Source organism: Sphingobacterium olei (assembly GCF_005048855.1).
Lineage (GTDB): Bacteria > Bacteroidota > Bacteroidia > Sphingobacteriales > Sphingobacteriaceae > Sphingobacterium > Sphingobacterium olei.
Window position 1 is genome coordinate 224,137 of record NZ_SUME01000002.1, and the last position, 15,329, is coordinate 239,465.

Sequence of the window (15,329 nt, forward strand, 5' to 3'; positions counted from 1 at the left end):
CTGCTGTTACTATTTTCTCTTCCAAAAATCAAAGAAATTAAACCATTGTAAGGGATATTTTCTTACTATTTTTTCTACACTCGCCGTGTATGCTCTCAGTACCGATTGTGCATCCCTACGTTTGACACCTTCCGCCACACGCGCATACAAATGATAGTGGAGATTAGATTCCTTCATCACATATACAAAGATCACAGGCACACCCAAGCGAGACGCCAAATGAAATGGTCCTGCCGGAAAAATAGCGCTCTTACCTAAAAGCTCTCCTTCCAGCACTTTAGATCCATCAAAATAGCGGTCTCCCGTAAAACATATTAATTCATTATTCGATAGCGCATCATTTATATCAAATACATGCGACAAGTCGTCTTTAATAAAGATATATTTAATCGTGGATTTATCGGCAATACTTTGCAGATATTCTTTGATGATTGAGACTTCCTGGTCTACCGTAACCTGATTGATTTGAAAATCTACATTAAGTTCAGAAAAAAAACGTTCGGAAATTTCAAAATTACCAACATGTGCACTAATTAAAATGCCTCCCTTTTTCTCTTCCAACGCTTGTTTTAAGTGCTCGATGCCGTCAAACTCGTATGTAAAACGGTTCCTCAATCCTGAAGAGATGGCTACTTTGTCTATGATAGTCTGTCCGAATACGAAGTAAGTCTGGTAAACTTTCCAGAAAGACGTCCATCTTGAAAAACCTTGACGTTTATGGAGATAGTAGAAAATTTCTTTAAAGTTAGCCGGGTAGAAAATGAAATAATAAAATGCCACAAAAACAAGAAGTCCGTAAGCAGTACGGACGCCAAGTTTTCTGATCAAGAAAACAAATATTTTATAGCCAAGGAGTGTTCCTTTAGACTTTCCGTCCCATTGGCTCATATTATATTCAATTATTTCGCCGCGATCTTCTTTTCAATCACATTATAAAAATCTTGGAAGGTCGTCATACCCGAAAAGTCAGCTTCTCCCAATTTAACTCCAAAATTTGATTCGATCAAAACGACTAAATCCACATAGTCTAAACTATCCAAATCTAATGATTCCTTTAATGGGGCACCTGGTTTAATCACCTCTTCATCCACCTCAAATTCTTCAATCAATATGTCGTTTATTTTCTGCTTAATATCTGTATTACTCATTTATTTAAATCTCTTAACCACTATCGCTGAATTGGTACCACCGAATCCAAAAGAATTAGACAAATATATGTCAAATTCTTTTTTAATTGTTGTAGAAACTAAATTTAATTCTTTAACGTCATCATCTGGCGATTCCAGATTAATATTAGGTGCTATGAAACCGTTTTGAAGCATCAATGTTGAATATACAATTTCACTTGCCCCTGCCATCCAACATTCATGCCCAGTCATTGATTTAGTAGAACTTACATAAGGCTTTTTACCAAAAACCTCCAAAATAGCTTTTGCCTCATTGGCATCTCCCAGTGGCGTGGATGTGGCATGCGCATTGATATACTCCACTTGTTCAGGGAATATACCAGCCTGTTCAAGGGCACGACGCATGGCAATAGTCGGGCCTTCGATATTTGGTGTGGAAATATGTCCACCATTTGATGAAAAACCATATCCCACTACTTCAGCAATAATAGGAGCGCCACGGCTTACAGCAGATTCGTAACTTTCTAAAATGATTGTTGCTGCCCCTCCACTCGGAACAAGCCCCGTTCGGTGCACATCAAATGGACGGGAAGCTTTTTGAGGATGATCGATATCCGTTGCAAACACGCCTAATCCATCAAAGCTTGCCATTGCATAGGGGTTTATTTCCTGTGCACCTCCACAAATAATAACGTCCTGAAGTCCTTGTTTAATAAACATGAACCCGAGGCCTATTGCGTGAGAACCACTTGCACAGGCGGCACTGATGCTCATGTTAACGCCCTTTAATCCGAGAATGGTCGCTAAATTCATGGTTACAGTGGAGTTCATTGATCTGAAGATAGCGCCAGAGCCAATTAATTGGGTGTCCTTCTTTTCCCTAGCAATATCTGTTGCTTCGATAACGGCCTTCGAAACGCTATCGTTTCCAAATAATATCCCGACTTCGTTATGCTCAAAATAAGACATGTCAATACCGGAATTTTGTAAGGCCTCCATCGTAGCCATGTACGCATATTCGGATTCTTCGCCCATACTGATTCGCTGACGACGACTTAATATCTTTTTCAGGTCGGGAGCTGGAACCATCCCTGTAAGTGGTGATTTAAATCCAAAAGAAATCCGCTCCGGGTCGACCACAATACCGGATTTACCTTCAAAAAGCGATTTCGTTACCTCGGCTAAATTTGTTCCTATACAGGAATAGATGCCCATTCCTGTAATCACGACCCGTTTATCCATAATTACTTAAGAATAAATACCTCCGTTAATATTAATAACTTCACCTGTAATATAGCTAGATTTTTTTGAAGCCAAAAAAGAAACTAGGTCTGCTACCTCTTCAGCCTCTCCAAAACGATTCGCCGGAATCATCTTTACGAGTTCCTTTTCATCCATATCCGCGGTCATATCGGTACGTATAAATCCTGGAGCCACTGCGTTGACTGTGATATTTCGTTTAGCAACTTCTTGCGCAAGCGCCTTCGTAGCGCCTATAATTCCGGCTTTCGCTGCCGAATAGTTCGTTTGTCCTGCGGTACCCTTCACCCCCGACACGGATACAATATTAATAATACGCCCATAACGGTTACGCAGCATTTTTTGGATAAAGAAATTTGTAACATGAAAAAAGCCATTAAGCGAAATATCGAGTACCGATTGCCAGTCTGCTTTTTTCATCCACATGAATAAACCATCCCGCGCTATACCTGCATTATTAACGATGACTTCAACAACAGCTTCCGGGTTTCTATCAACCCAAGATTGTAATGCTGTTTCTACCGCTTCGGAATCCGACACATCAAATTTTAGTATCTCTCCTTTGCCACCAGCTCCTTCAACTAGTGATAGGCATTGCTTCGCTGCTTCCTCATTACCTTGATAATTAATCAAGATGTAATAGTCAGAATCTGCGGCCAATTTTTCACAAATTGCGCGTCCTATCCCTCTAGAACCTCCCGTTACTAATGCACAGATCATACTGATAAATTTACTTCATTAAATATTCCTTTACCGCTTTAATAGCCGGGTAAAGCGGTTTGTCATCTGAAAAGACCGGAATAATCTGACGAATATCCTCATATATCTTTTTCGTTCTTGAAGATACTAAATTTTGATAAGATAAAATGTCAACAGCTTGTGCCAAAGATATCATTTGAATCGCCAAAACCTCATAGGCATTGATAATGACTTTATGGGTGATCATGGCCGCATTTGTACCCATACTTACAATATCCTGATTATCGTTATTATTCGGAATACTATGCACATACATCGAATTGGATAACGTTTGGTTTTCGGCTGTCGTTGATGTAGCTGTAAATTGCGCCCCTTGCATTCCGAAATTAAAACCCAATTTCCCCATATTCACAAATGGAGGAAGGATCTCGTTTATTTTTGAATTCATCAAGTAATTCAGCTGACGTTCAGACAACATAGTCAGACGGGTAATGGCCAACTTTAATTTATCCATTTCGAGAGAAATATAGTCTCCATGAAAGTTCCCCCCGTGATACACATTTTCATCTTCTACTGAAATAATGGGGTTATCACTTACCGAATTAACTTCATTTTCCAACACGCTGCCCACACCACCGATTGTTTCCAAAATAGGTCCCAAAATCTGTGGTACACAACGAAGTGAATAATATTCCTGTACCTTATCTTTAAAAATCTCTTCAAGATTATTGCCCGAGTATAAATCATCTTCACGTTTACGGATCAGCTGACTGTCACTGAGATGTTCGCGCATCATGCGGGCAATATCCTGTTGACCTTGATGCTTTTTGACTTCATTGAGCGTAGTCGAGTAATGATCATCATGAGCTTTCGCCAATTCATTCATAATAGACGACATCTCCACCGACCATTTCAACAATTTCTTCGCATGAAAATAGTTGACTAATCCTGCACCAGTCATCACCGAAGTCCCATTAATCAACGAAATACCTTCACGAATGACAACCTCGATTGGCGCTAACCCTAATTCGGCAAACACAGTCGCTGTTTCCCTTCTTTGACCTTTGTAGATCACTTCACCTTCGCCAATCAGCGTAAGTGCCAAATGAGCAAGCTGGACTAAATCGCCGCTTGCTCCTACACCTCCATGTGCAAAGATCACCGGTGTGATGTCCAGATTAATAAAATCCTGTAGCCGTTCAACAACACTGATATGAATACCTGATTTACCTTTTGAAATATTGCTTAGACGAGTTAGCATTGCGGCCTTCACCACATCCGGCGGCAACAATTCCCCAGTACCTGCAGAGTGGCTGCGAATCAAATTATATTGTAATTGAATGCGGTCAGAATCTTGGATCCGGTATTGAGCCATGGGGCCAAATCCGGTATTGATACCATAGATTATTTTATTTTCGATGAATGATTTTAAAAAATCGTGACTTTTTTTCACGACTTTGCATGTTTCTTCAGAAATAGTAACTTCTTGTTGACCCAGTAAAATATTTGAGAACCCTTCCAGAGTCAATTCTTTATTGATGGCAATCATTAATAGTGATTATTATAACTTTTCAAACTTAAGATTATCTTCTTTTCGGTTAAGATAATATGTTACTTTTGCTCTCGCTTTGCATCGCAAAAGTAACATATTTAAATTTAATTCTTTAGGAATGAGTATAAGTGATGTTGATATTTTAATCATTGGCGCCGGTCCCTCCGGGTGTGTTGCCGCAGGGTATCTACAAAAGCAGGGAGCAAAAATAAAAGTAGTTGAAAAAACAAAATTTCCTCGCTTGGTTGTCGGCGAAAGCCTAATCCCCCGTGTGATGGACCATTTTGATGAAGCAGGATTGTTTGATGATCTGAATATGCAAAACTTTCAACCAAAACCCGGAGCACGTTTTATTAAGGGGGATATTATCAGTATTTTTGATTTCAGCAGGAAATTTGGTGACGGTTGGGACTGGACATGGCAAATTCCACGAGCAGACTTTGACCAAGTCATGGCAAATTCCCTTATAAAAAAGGGAGTAGATATCGCATTTGAAACTACTGTTACCGATATTACATTTCAGGGAACAGATTCTATAACAACCCTGGTTGATAAAAAAGGAAATTCGTCTCAAATCAAAGCCAAATTTGTCATTGACTCTAGTGGATATGGCCGTGTATTGCCGCGGCTACTACACTTAGACAAACCTTCTCAACTCAACCCACATTCCGCTATTTTCTCGCATGTAAATGACATCAACAGACCGGAAGGTACAGAAGGCACACAGATCTCATTCGATGTTCTAGACACCGAAGTCTGGTTATGGGTTATTCCTTTTTCCAATGGAAACACGAGCCTTGGAATTGTAGCAAACACGGATTTTATCGACAAACTATCTACTGATGGTGATACGACCGCAGCATTGCGTAAAGCGATCCAACTATCTGATTTTTACGTGCAACGTTTTGCAAATACCTCATTTTTATTCGATCCTGTTCATCTGAAAAATTATTCAGCTGCAGTAACCAAAATGTACGGCGAAGGATTTGCACTAACCGGCAACAGTTCAGAATTTTTGGATCCGGTATTTTCTTCGGGAGTTTGTTTTGCAACCGAGTCGGGGATTTTAGCTGCTAAACTAGCTTGGAAACAAATCAACGGCGAAAACGTCAATTGGGAGCAAGATTTTGCAGCATATATGCAAAGTGGAATAGACGTATTCACGACCTACGTAAAGGAATGGTACACCGGAAACCTACAAACCTTATTTTTTCATCGACCTGAAAATCAAGACGTGAAGGAGAAAATATGTGCTGTACTTGCTGGATATGTCTGGAACGAAGAAAATCCGTTCGTCAAAAAACATGATAGGGTGATCCGAAGTATGGCTTATCTTCTAAAAAACAATCCTGCTGCGTTCAAAGAAGTAATCGGCGAATAAGTAATACATGAAAAAAGCAGATCTATTATCTGCTTTTTTCATGTATTACACTATTTACAATATCGCTCGTAAATTTGCTGCGCTTTGTTTTACATCGTCTTTGTTATTCTCCCAATTGTACTCATACTCTGCGGAGAGCATCCCCGAAAACTTCTGACGTTTTAACTCGTTAACAACTTCCTGAAGCGGAAGTTTTCCTGTTCCCCAATGCACGTCATGTGCTTTTTTATCTCCAAAAGTATTCAAATCCTTAAAATGTAAATGAAAAAGACGACCCTCCAGTTGTTTTAAACATGCTACCGGATCTAACCCTGAACGCATCCAATGGCCAACATCAGCTGCCGCTCCCATACGACTGCTTCTACCGTTCAGCGAAGCGAGGACAACATCCGGTGTCCAATATTTCGAGGGTTGGGGATGATTATGAAGTGCTGCCTTAATATCGTATTTATCACACAATCTAGAAATAATATCCAAATGTTCCTCTGCAGGCTCGACATTTAGCACTTTTACGCCCATATCTTTAGCGAATTGGAAAACCTTTTCCCACTCTTCCTCATTTTTAGCACCTACCACCCCGAAAGCGTGTAGGGTAATATTCTTTTTCTTTAACAAATCCTTTACCAATTTTCTTCCTGATTCCGAAAGTCCATATCCCATTTGTTCGGTACTTCCTGCACCAATTATTTGACCCGGAAAAGCTTCTACATAACGTAAGTCGCAACTATCAATTTTGTCCAAAGCTTCTGCAAAGGTGAAAAGCTTGAATGTGTAGGCCTGCGAACCTAATTTCCAATCTAGTTTTTCCTCTGGATTTGCGTTAGAAAAATTTTTAGTAGAAGAGCACGATGTCGTCGAGATGGCAAGACACCATACGATCAATAGGTTTAGAAAGGTTGATTTTATCATGATTGGGGTTTAAGTATTAAAACTTCTAAAGTAATAAAAAACGCTAAGAAATAGGAATTTCTTAGCGTTTTTTATCATGTGATAATTCATTCAGAAAAATGGGGCAAGGCTGCTTCGATTCGCCCAATTACTTCATTTTCTTCTAACAGTTCTGCTATTTTAAAAACATCCGGACCAAATTTCCCACCCACGAGCATAATACGAAAAGGCATCATTAACTCACCGACTTTCATTCCAGATGACGCGACTTTTTCCTTAAAAAATAGTTCTAACGCCGATGCTTCCCAAACAGGCAGCTCAATTAATTCGACTATTAATTCTTCAAAAAAAGAGGTTTTCTGCGCATTCCATTTCGGCTTAATCGCCTCCACATCGTAGGAATTAGGCCGCTGAAAGAAAAATGATGTTTGCGTCCAAAAGTCTGAAATATATGTCATACGCTCTTTTACAGCAGACAGCACCCCGTCTAAAAAGACCGGATCAACTTTTTCTATTCCATGTTCAACCAATATATTCCGCATTTGCACAACTAGCGCAATATTATCGGTTTGTTTAATCCATTCGTGGTTGAACCATTTTGCTTTTTCGAAATCAAATTTGGCACCGCTCTTACTGATACGTTCTACTGCAAATTTTTCAATCAATTCGTCTTTGGTAAAGATTTCCTGTTCTGTTCCGTCGTTCCACCCCAACAATGCGAGCATGTTAAGAAACGCCTCAGGCAGAAATCCGAGTTCCCGGAATCCTTTTGTCAGGTCACCGGACTTCGGATCAGCCCAATTCATTGCATATACCGGAAAACCTAATCGATCACCATCGCGTTTGCTCAATTTACCATTGCCATCAGGCTTTAAGATTAGCGGTAAATGTGCCCACTCTGGCATTTCCTGTTTCCATCCCAGATATTCCCACAACAAAATGTGTACAGGAGCAGATGGTAACCACTCTTCACCCCGAAAAATATGGGATATTTCCATGGCTTTATCATCCACTACGACAGCTAAGTGATACGTAGGCATCCCATCCGCTTTTAACAGGACCTTATCATCGACTAGTTTTGTTTCGAAAGAAACTCGACCGCGAATCATATCTTCAAAAGATAGCACTTCATTTTCAGGCATTTTAATACGTACCGTATAAGGAACTCCCTCTCCAAGCAACATTTGAACTTCTTCATTTGAGAGGCTTAGTGAATTTCGTAGTTCGGCTCTATTTTCGTGACTATACCTGAAATTCGGATGGATTTTGCGTTGTTCTTCCAATTCCTCTGCAGTGTCGAACGCATAGTATGCATACCCATCCTTTATCAATTGTTCTGCGTATTGACGGTAAGAAGGTTTCCTTTCACTTTGCCTATATGGTCCAAAAGAACCGGGTTTATTTGGACTCTCATCCGGCTCTATACCGCACCAAGCAAGACATTCTGTAATATATTCTTCCGCACCAGATACGAATCGTGTCTGGTCTGTATCTTCAATACGTAAAATAAATTCACCTTTATGATGACGAGCAAATAGATAATTGAACAAAGCCGTTCGTACTCCTCCTAAATGCAATCCCCCTGTAGGGCTGGGTGCAAAGCGCACCCTAACTTTCTTTTGTGAACTCATACAGCAAAATTACATATTTATCGTGGATTTACTTTAACAATCGCTGTAATAGAATAGTTTCTATGCAATAAAATTTTTATTTTGCGGTACGATATATATATCATGAATCCATACAGGTACAATAAACAACTTTGGAAATTCCTTCTATTGTTATTCGCAGTAATAATAGGGGTCGCATCGCTCGTGTATACAAACTATCTTGTGAAAAGTTTATCTAAATCAGAGCGCACGAAAGCTGAAGTATGGGCCATGAGTACAAGGAGCATCGTCACTATGCCCGATGTAGATGATCAATTTATCAGTTTCATCTATGCCGTAAGAGATAGTCTTACGCTACCTGCTATCATTACCGATCAAAAGGGAACCATTATCTTTTGGCGGGATCTGGATTCGAACAAGACAAATATTCGCTCAGAAGACAGTATCCAAGCTGATTTAGCATACGATCCGGTTTATTTTGAAAAACAGCTAAATGGAATGAAAAGGATGCATTCTCCTATTGTGATTGATTTGGACACTGGAGAAAAGTGGTATGTATACTATCACGATTCGGATGCACTACGGCAGCTTCGTATTTATCCTTACGTGCAAATATCACTTATCGCTGTATTTCTTATCATTGCCTATTCTGTTTTCAACTCCATTAAGAGATCCGAACAAAATCTCGTTTGGGTAGGTATGGCGAAAGAAGCGGCTCATCAATTGGGAACGCCGATCTCTTCATTGATGGGATGGTTGGAACTGATCCGCATAAAATACGAAGCCGAGGATGATAGTGTCTTGAATGAAATGGAACGTGATGTACAACGATTGGAAGTAGTGGCAGATCGATTTTCCAAAATTGGCTCCACCCCTTCTCTCACCAATCATAATGTATACCGTGTCATCAACGACTACGTAAATTATTTTCGTGTGCGTACCAGTGATAAGATTACATTTGTTATTGAAGGCGACAGACATGTGGAAGCGATGTTAAACATCCAATTATTTGACTGGATTATTGAGAATTTACTAAAGAACGCCGTCAATGCAATCGAAACCGAGGGAAAAATTACCATAAGCATTTCAGAAAACATTGCAAAAGAGGAAATTTTTATAGACATTAGCGATAATGGCAAGGGAATTGCTCGTACAAATTTTGAAAACATCTTTCAACCAGGATTTACCACACGCAAACGAGGATGGGGACTTGGCTTAAGTCTTACCAAACGAATGGTGAGCTACCACAAAGGACAGATCTTTGTAAAGGAATCTGAAATCGGTAAAGGAACTACATTTAGGATAATATTAAAAAGCAACTTACGCTATGAACCAACTCAAGTCTGATGAATATCCAGCTATATACAGTGATTATATTGAAACCATAGTTGGCGATATAAAAGAAGAACTTGTCCTTCAGATTGAATCTTTTCCCGAATTTATCCGCAGCATACCCGGAGAAATGGGAGAGTATGCCTATGCGGAAGACAAATGGACTGTAAAAGAAGTGTTATGTCATATATTGGACACCGAGCGTGTGATGGCCTATAGAGCATTGCGGTTTGCAAGGAATGATATGACTGCTTTGGCGGCTTTCGAACAAGACGAATTTGTAGCAAGCGGACGTCATAACGAGCGTTCTTTTGATAGTATTATCGAAGAATTCATCCACTTGAGAAAAGCGAATTTGATTTTCTTCAACACGTTGAACGAAACCGAGCTCAACCGTAAAGGAATGGCGTCAGACCGCTTAATCAGCGTGCGCGCATTTATTCATGTTATCGCCGGCCATTTGAACCATCATCGTATCATTCTTCAAGAACGCTATTTAAAAAAATCAAATGATCTGGCTTAAAAATTATTCTCTGGAAGAAGTCAACCGTATTTTTGATAAATACATGACCCAACTGCTTGAAATTAAAGCAACGGCTATTTTAGATAATGCTGTTATTGCCACCATGCCCATTACAGATAAGGTAAAACAACCTTTCGGAATCCTTCATGGCGGAGCCTCAGTGGTACTAGCAGAATCGGTCGGAAGTGTAGCATCGAACCTTATCATCGATACCACGAAATATGTGGCTGTAGGGTTGGAAGTAAACGCCAATCATATAAAATCGGGAATAGCAGGGGTAGTAACAGCGACGTGTACGGCTGTTCATATTGGAAAATCTACACATGTTTGGGATATTAAAATACATAATGATCAAAACGCATTACTATGTATATCTAGACTTACGGTAGCGATTGTAGAAAAAAAATAATATTTTTTGAAAACATTTTTACATCAACATTGTACTACTAATATAGATACCATTCATTGGTTTTATGATACGGTTTAGGTTTAGAGAGACTTCGCCCATCGGAGTCTCTCTATTTTTTTACAAACGCATGCAAACGATTGTTTACTTTATTCTATTTCTATTCTCAATTTATTTTATTAGTCTTGTGGTAGGAAACATACTATGACCGGGTGAGCTTTATTACCTTATGACCTACTTATGTGTCCTCGAAAAAAATACTTACATAAATCAAAACGATGAGTTCGATCAACACTGGAAAAACCGCATTCCGCCCCATGGCAATTTGTTGCGCATTATTTTTTATTTTAGGATTTATTACATGGGCCAATGGCACATTAATTCCATTTTTAAAGATTGCTTGTAATCTAGAAACTGATCTTCAAGCTTTTTTTGTAACCTTCGCCTCCTATATAGCCTACTTTTTTTTAGCACTTCCAAGTTCTTGGATACTCAAAAAGATAGGATTTAAAAACGGACTTGTAGTTAGTTTAATCATTTTAGGCTTAGGTTCGTTGATTTTTATCCCTGCCGCTGACCAAAGAAGTTACGGCTTGTTTCTAACAGGTATTTTTATTCAAGGATCAGGAATGGCTCTATTGCAAACGGCGGTAAATCCATATTTAAGCATTATCGGTCCCATTGACAGCGCCGCACAGCGTATTTCAATCGCCGGTGTTTTCAACAAAACAGCTGGTATCATCGTACCAATTGTATTTGGATCTCTATTCCTGAAAGACGCAGAGAAAGTAACAGAAAAATTGAACGCTACGACAGATTTAGTAGCTAAAAATGTTATTCTAGATGACTTACTACAACGTGTGCATACGCCTTACATCGCGTTAGCTATTATTTTTGTACTATTCGCCATCTTCATCAAATTCACTTATCTGCCAGAGGTAGATGTGGATGCAGAAGAAGAAGTATCTCAGGATGATACAGTGATTCATTCCTCACAAAAAACAAGTGTAACTCAGTTTCCTCACCTTTTCTTAGGTGCATTTGCAATCTTTTTCTGTGTTGCAGTAGAAGTAATGGCAGGAGATATTATTGGTGTATATGGAAGAGAATTGAACGTAAACACTTTTTTCGTAACCTATGCTACTGCCTTTACACTTGGATGTATGCTATTGGGGTATGCTATTGGAATCATCACCATTCCAAGATTTGTTACCCAACAAATGGCTTTACGAATCTGTACCTTAGTAGGTATATTATTTACGTTAATATCAGTATTTACCACAGGAACAACTTCCTTCATTTTCGTTGCGTTATTAGGTGTAGCTAACTCGCTAATGTGGCCTGCTATTTTCCCATTAGGAATTAAGGGATTAGGAAGATTTACTAAAACAGGATCTGCCATAATGATCATGGGTATCGCCGGTGGAGCTATTTGGCCTTTGGTATATGGTTATCTGAAAGACAATTTGGGTATCGATTTTCAACATGCCTTTTTATATGCTATGGTTCCGGCGTATTTATACATTTTGTATTTTGCCACTGCTGGGCATAAAGTCGGCCAGAAAAGAGCATAATCATCTGTTAAATTATTACATTAGATGATATCTTTTAGAGATATCATCTAATGTAATAAATCTCTAGGCTTTCTCTCCCGCTAACTATTGCCAGCAGACTTCAATACGATCAGGTGAAAACTGATAAAAAATCCAAATAATGAACTTACTAATGAAAGCGCATTTCTTCTTCTTCTTACTATTTGGCATTTCAATTGCAAAAGCACAATTCGTAGAATCTAAAGATCCAAAGCCAATAGATCCGCAAACGTGGGATACCCTTAAAGAAACCATAAATTTCTCCTTTATAGATACAGAATTTAGCTTATCAAAAACCGCCCCTCCTGCTGACGAACATCAAATTCGAACATGGAATGCAAAGGGCTGGAAAAACGAAACGATTCACACACAACTCGCATTTTGGAGTACGGAGGATTTTAAGAACGTCAGACTTTCTGCTTCTGCACTGCGTTCCGATCAGGCTATAATTTCTGCTGATCATATTAAAATCAATCCCATTACGTACGTGTTATCGGATTTGCCAGGAGATTTAAAAAACGGATGTGGGATCAACATCACATTGGATTCCATATTGGTAGCAGATCGGATTGACAACAGCCAAAGCTTCATTTATGAAAGAAAAGAAACCCGTCCAATTTGGTTAAGTATTACGATTCCGAAGAATACACCAGCAGGCCTTTACAATGGCAAAGTATACGTCAATACCGGCAGCAAAGAGGTAGCGTTAGATTATTCCGTAGAGGTAGCCAACCATACGCTGCCTAATGCCAATGATTGGTCTTATCACCTAGACCTGTGGCAAAATCCATATTCTGTAGCCCGATACCACGGTGTGGAACCTTTCTCGAAAGCACATTTTGACAAATTAACACCTCATATTAAGCTGTTAGCAGATGCAGGACAAAAATCAATTACCGCAACATTGATTTACGATCCCTGGAATGGTCAAACTTATGATAAATACGATGCCATGGTAAAATGGGTAAAAGCAAAAGATGGATCATGGCGATTTGATTACTCCGTATTTGATAAATGGGTCGATTTCATGCAAAATCAAGGGATCGATAAATTCATAAATTGTTACAGCATGATTCCCTGGAATCTTTCATTTTACTATTTTGATGAGTCGACCGATAAAATGGAAGTACTAAAAGCCAAACCAGGAGAAGAGGCTTATGAACAGCATTGGTTACCCTTTTTAGTAGATTTCGCAGCACATTTAAAACAAAAAGGATGGTTTGGGAAAACCACCATTGCAATGGATGAGCGTCCGATGAAGGATATGTTAGCAGCTATTAACATCATAAAAAAAGCCGATCAGGATTTTAAAATTTCGTTAGCTGGTGCCTACCACGAAGAATTAGCACTCGACCTCATTGATTATTGCATTACACTAAACGAAAATATGCCCGCGGACATTTTGGCAAAACGCAAATCCTTGGGATACAACACCACAGCTTACACCTGTTGTTCGGAGATATTTCCAAATACCTTTACAAACTCAGGTTATAGTGAATCGGTTTGGTTAGCTTGGAACTCGGTTGAAAGGGGTTTTGACGGATATTTAAGATGGGCATACGATTGTTGGAATGCAAACCCCAATCAAGATACACGCTACGGAACCTGGCTTGGTGGCGACACCTATTTGGTCTATCCAGATAATACAACCAGTATCCGCTTTGAACGATTAAAAGAAGGCATCCAAGACGCTGAAAAAATCAAAATAATACGCGCCTATCTACGTGAAACAGCGAAAAAAGATGATCTAGAAAAACTAAACGAACTCATTTCGACTTTCAATAACAAAGATATTAAGCAAGAATTGATTCCAGAACACGTTAAAAACGGAAAATCTTTCTTAAATTCACTGTAAAATTATTCACAATGAAGAGAACATTATTGAGCATATTCGCTGCTTCAGCACTATTTTTTATGCTACAAACTGCGGATGCGCAGGTAAAATTACCTCCTGCCAGTAGTACACAGACCATTACACAAGGAGTAGGGATCAAAAAAATTTCCTTGACCTATCAACGACCAAATATCAACGGTCGTGTTGTATTTGGGGAACTGGTACCTTATGGAGAAGTGTGGCGTACGGGCGCGAACAACATTCCGGCCATTACCTTCGAAGAAGAAGTAAACATTGAAGGTAATAAAGTACCCGCTGGTACGTATGGTTTGTTTACCATCCCTAATAAAAGTGATTGGACCATTATTTTGAGTAAAAATGTACAACAATGGGGAGCATACCAATACAAACAAGAGGAAGATTTTTTGCGTTTTAAGGTAAAACCCCAGGCAACATCTCAAAAAGTAGAAACATTTACGATCAATTTCGGCGATGTGACTCCTAATTCCACGACCGTCACATTGGCTTGGGAGAATACACAGGTCGCATTTAGCATCAAAGTAGACCAATCTACTGAAATTATCGCCTCGTTAGAACAGGCTATGCAGGGAGAGAAAAAACCATATTTTCAAGCTGCTCAGTATTATTACAATAACGGACTGGACATCAAAAAAGCTACTGATTGGGTAAATGAGGCAGATAAAGGGAATGATAAAGCACCATACATCAAATACTGGAAAGCTAGAATTCTTTTAAAAGCTGGTGATAAAGCTGGTGCAACCCAAGCTGCTAAAGAAGGAGTTGCCATCGCCGAGCAAACAAATAACGGTGAATACATTAAATTAAACAATCAAGTGTTGAGCGAGATCGCTAAGTAATTGGTGTTTTAAGATTGCTTCGTCGTCATTCTTCCTTCTCGCAATGACGGGGAGATGAAGCCTTGTTGCGATGACATGATAGATCAAAAGCACGTCTTTGCGAGGAGCACTGCGACGTGGCAATCTGTGCTTTTGCCCTAAATATTGCTTCCTCGTCGAAATAGAAATAACGTTGCTAGTTGTTCGTCAGAACGAGGAATACGACGTAGCAGTCTTTCTTAACTTAATACGCAAATAGGTTGCCTGT

The 15,329-nt window shown here is 39.3% G+C and carries 14 protein-coding genes; 7 read left to right on the plus strand and 7 right to left on the minus strand.

Translation table 11 applies throughout. The features are described 5' to 3' along the window. Positions 1 to 9 precede the first annotated feature (9 nt). From FAZ15_RS05355 to FAZ15_RS05375, 5 genes are read right to left on the minus strand one after another with little or no spacing between them, the layout of a single operon-like run. The gene (locus tag FAZ15_RS05355; protein ID WP_136900291.1) at positions 10 to 888 is read right to left on the minus strand and encodes an LpxL/LpxP family acyltransferase; all 879 of its coding nucleotides are present in this window, start codon (positions 886 to 888) and stop codon (positions 10 to 12) included. Positions 889 to 899: 11 nt separating this feature from the next. Continuing rightward, on the minus strand, positions 900 to 1,148 hold the full coding sequence (locus tag FAZ15_RS05360; RefSeq protein ID WP_136819119.1) for an acyl carrier protein: 249 nt from the start codon (positions 1,146 to 1,148) through the stop codon (positions 900 to 902). Beyond that, the gene (locus FAZ15_RS05365) at positions 1,149 to 2,369 is read right to left on the minus strand and encodes a beta-ketoacyl-[acyl-carrier-protein] synthase family protein (protein ID WP_136900292.1); all 1,221 of its coding nucleotides are present in this window, start codon (positions 2,367 to 2,369) and stop codon (positions 1,149 to 1,151) included. Positions 2,370 to 2,375: 6 nt separating this feature from the next. Next, a complete protein-coding gene (fabG, locus tag FAZ15_RS05370; RefSeq protein WP_136900293.1) occupies positions 2,376 to 3,107 on the minus strand; it encodes a 3-oxoacyl-ACP reductase FabG in 732 nt (243 codons plus the stop codon). Between the two features lie 10 nt (positions 3,108 to 3,117). Further along, positions 3,118 to 4,635, minus strand: a complete 1,518-nt coding sequence (locus FAZ15_RS05375) for an HAL/PAL/TAL family ammonia-lyase (RefSeq protein WP_136900294.1) — start codon at positions 4,633 to 4,635, stop codon at positions 3,118 to 3,120. A gap of 121 nt (positions 4,636 to 4,756) precedes the next feature. Between FAZ15_RS05375 and FAZ15_RS05380 the strand changes: the two genes are divergently transcribed. Further along, entirely contained in the window at positions 4,757 to 6,019 is a 1,263-nt protein-coding gene (locus FAZ15_RS05380; RefSeq protein ID WP_136900295.1) for an NAD(P)/FAD-dependent oxidoreductase, read from the plus strand. 54 nt (positions 6,020 to 6,073) lie between these two features. Here the strand turns inward: FAZ15_RS05380 and FAZ15_RS05385 are convergent, their stop codons facing one another. Continuing rightward, complete coding sequence (locus tag FAZ15_RS05385; RefSeq protein ID WP_136900296.1) at positions 6,074 to 6,928, minus strand: sugar phosphate isomerase/epimerase family protein; 855 nt, start codon at positions 6,926 to 6,928, stop codon at positions 6,074 to 6,076. 86 nt (positions 6,929 to 7,014) lie between these two features. Next, positions 7,015 to 8,538, minus strand: coding sequence for a glutamate--tRNA ligase (gltX, locus tag FAZ15_RS05390; RefSeq protein WP_136900297.1), 1,524 nt, complete (start codon positions 8,536 to 8,538; stop codon positions 7,015 to 7,017). A 102-nt stretch (positions 8,539 to 8,640) separates the two neighbouring features. Here gltX and FAZ15_RS05395 point away from each other — a divergent pair, with 102 nt between their 5' ends. The 6 genes from FAZ15_RS05395 (at position 8,641) to FAZ15_RS05420 (ending at position 15,082) form a co-directional block, all read left to right on the plus strand. Beyond that, positions 8,641 to 9,864, plus strand: a complete 1,224-nt coding sequence (locus FAZ15_RS05395; RefSeq protein ID WP_136900298.1) for a sensor histidine kinase — start codon at positions 8,641 to 8,643, stop codon at positions 9,862 to 9,864. Further along, complete coding sequence (locus FAZ15_RS05400) at positions 9,845 to 10,372, plus strand: DinB family protein (RefSeq protein WP_136900299.1); 528 nt, start codon at positions 9,845 to 9,847, stop codon at positions 10,370 to 10,372. The genes FAZ15_RS05395 and FAZ15_RS05400 overlap by 20 nt, the downstream gene beginning before the upstream one ends. Further along, entirely contained in the window at positions 10,359 to 10,781 is a 423-nt protein-coding gene (locus FAZ15_RS05405; protein ID WP_136900300.1) for a hotdog fold thioesterase, read from the plus strand. Before FAZ15_RS05400 ends, FAZ15_RS05405 begins: the two co-directional genes overlap by 14 nt. Before the next feature lie 275 nt (positions 10,782 to 11,056). Continuing rightward, entirely contained in the window at positions 11,057 to 12,352 is a 1,296-nt protein-coding gene (locus FAZ15_RS05410; protein WP_238387159.1) for a sugar MFS transporter, read from the plus strand. A 139-nt stretch (positions 12,353 to 12,491) separates the two neighbouring features. Beyond that, positions 12,492 to 14,225 (plus strand): DUF4091 domain-containing protein, encoded by a 1,734-nt coding sequence (locus FAZ15_RS05415; RefSeq protein WP_136900301.1) that lies wholly within the window; start codon positions 12,492 to 12,494, stop codon positions 14,223 to 14,225. A gap of 11 nt (positions 14,226 to 14,236) precedes the next feature. Then, the gene (locus FAZ15_RS05420; protein ID WP_136900302.1) at positions 14,237 to 15,082 is read left to right on the plus strand and encodes a DUF2911 domain-containing protein; all 846 of its coding nucleotides are present in this window, start codon (positions 14,237 to 14,239) and stop codon (positions 15,080 to 15,082) included. Positions 15,083 to 15,329 lie beyond the last annotated feature (247 nt).

Coding starts and splice junctions, on each gene's coding strand:
- FAZ15_RS05355 (WP_136900291.1), bottom strand. CDS start 888: ATGAGCCAATGGGACGGAAAGTCTAAAGGAACACTCCTTGGCTATAAA.
- FAZ15_RS05360 (WP_136819119.1), bottom strand. CDS start 1,148: ATGAGTAATACAGATATTAAGCAGAAAATAAACGACATATTGATTGAA.
- FAZ15_RS05365 (WP_136900292.1), bottom strand. CDS start 2,369: ATGGATAAACGGGTCGTGATTACAGGAATGGGCATCTATTCCTGTATA.
- fabG (WP_136900293.1), bottom strand. CDS start 3,107: ATGATCTGTGCATTAGTAACGGGAGGTTCTAGAGGGATAGGACGCGCA.
- FAZ15_RS05375 (WP_136900294.1), bottom strand. CDS start 4,635: ATGATTGCCATCAATAAAGAATTGACTCTGGAAGGGTTCTCAAATATT.
- FAZ15_RS05380 (WP_136900295.1), top strand. CDS start 4,757: ATGAGTATAAGTGATGTTGATATTTTAATCATTGGCGCCGGTCCCTCC.
- FAZ15_RS05385 (WP_136900296.1), bottom strand. CDS start 6,928: ATGATAAAATCAACCTTTCTAAACCTATTGATCGTATGGTGTCTTGCC.
- gltX (WP_136900297.1), bottom strand. CDS start 8,538: ATGAGTTCACAAAAGAAAGTTAGGGTGCGCTTTGCACCCAGCCCTACA.
- FAZ15_RS05395 (WP_136900298.1), top strand. CDS start 8,641: ATGAATCCATACAGGTACAATAAACAACTTTGGAAATTCCTTCTATTG.
- FAZ15_RS05400 (WP_136900299.1), top strand. CDS start 9,845: ATGAACCAACTCAAGTCTGATGAATATCCAGCTATATACAGTGATTAT.
- FAZ15_RS05405 (WP_136900300.1), top strand. CDS start 10,359: ATGATCTGGCTTAAAAATTATTCTCTGGAAGAAGTCAACCGTATTTTT.
- FAZ15_RS05410 (WP_238387159.1), top strand. CDS start 11,057: ATGAGTTCGATCAACACTGGAAAAACCGCATTCCGCCCCATGGCAATT.
- FAZ15_RS05415 (WP_136900301.1), top strand. CDS start 12,492: ATGAACTTACTAATGAAAGCGCATTTCTTCTTCTTCTTACTATTTGGC.
- FAZ15_RS05420 (WP_136900302.1), top strand. CDS start 14,237: ATGAAGAGAACATTATTGAGCATATTCGCTGCTTCAGCACTATTTTTT.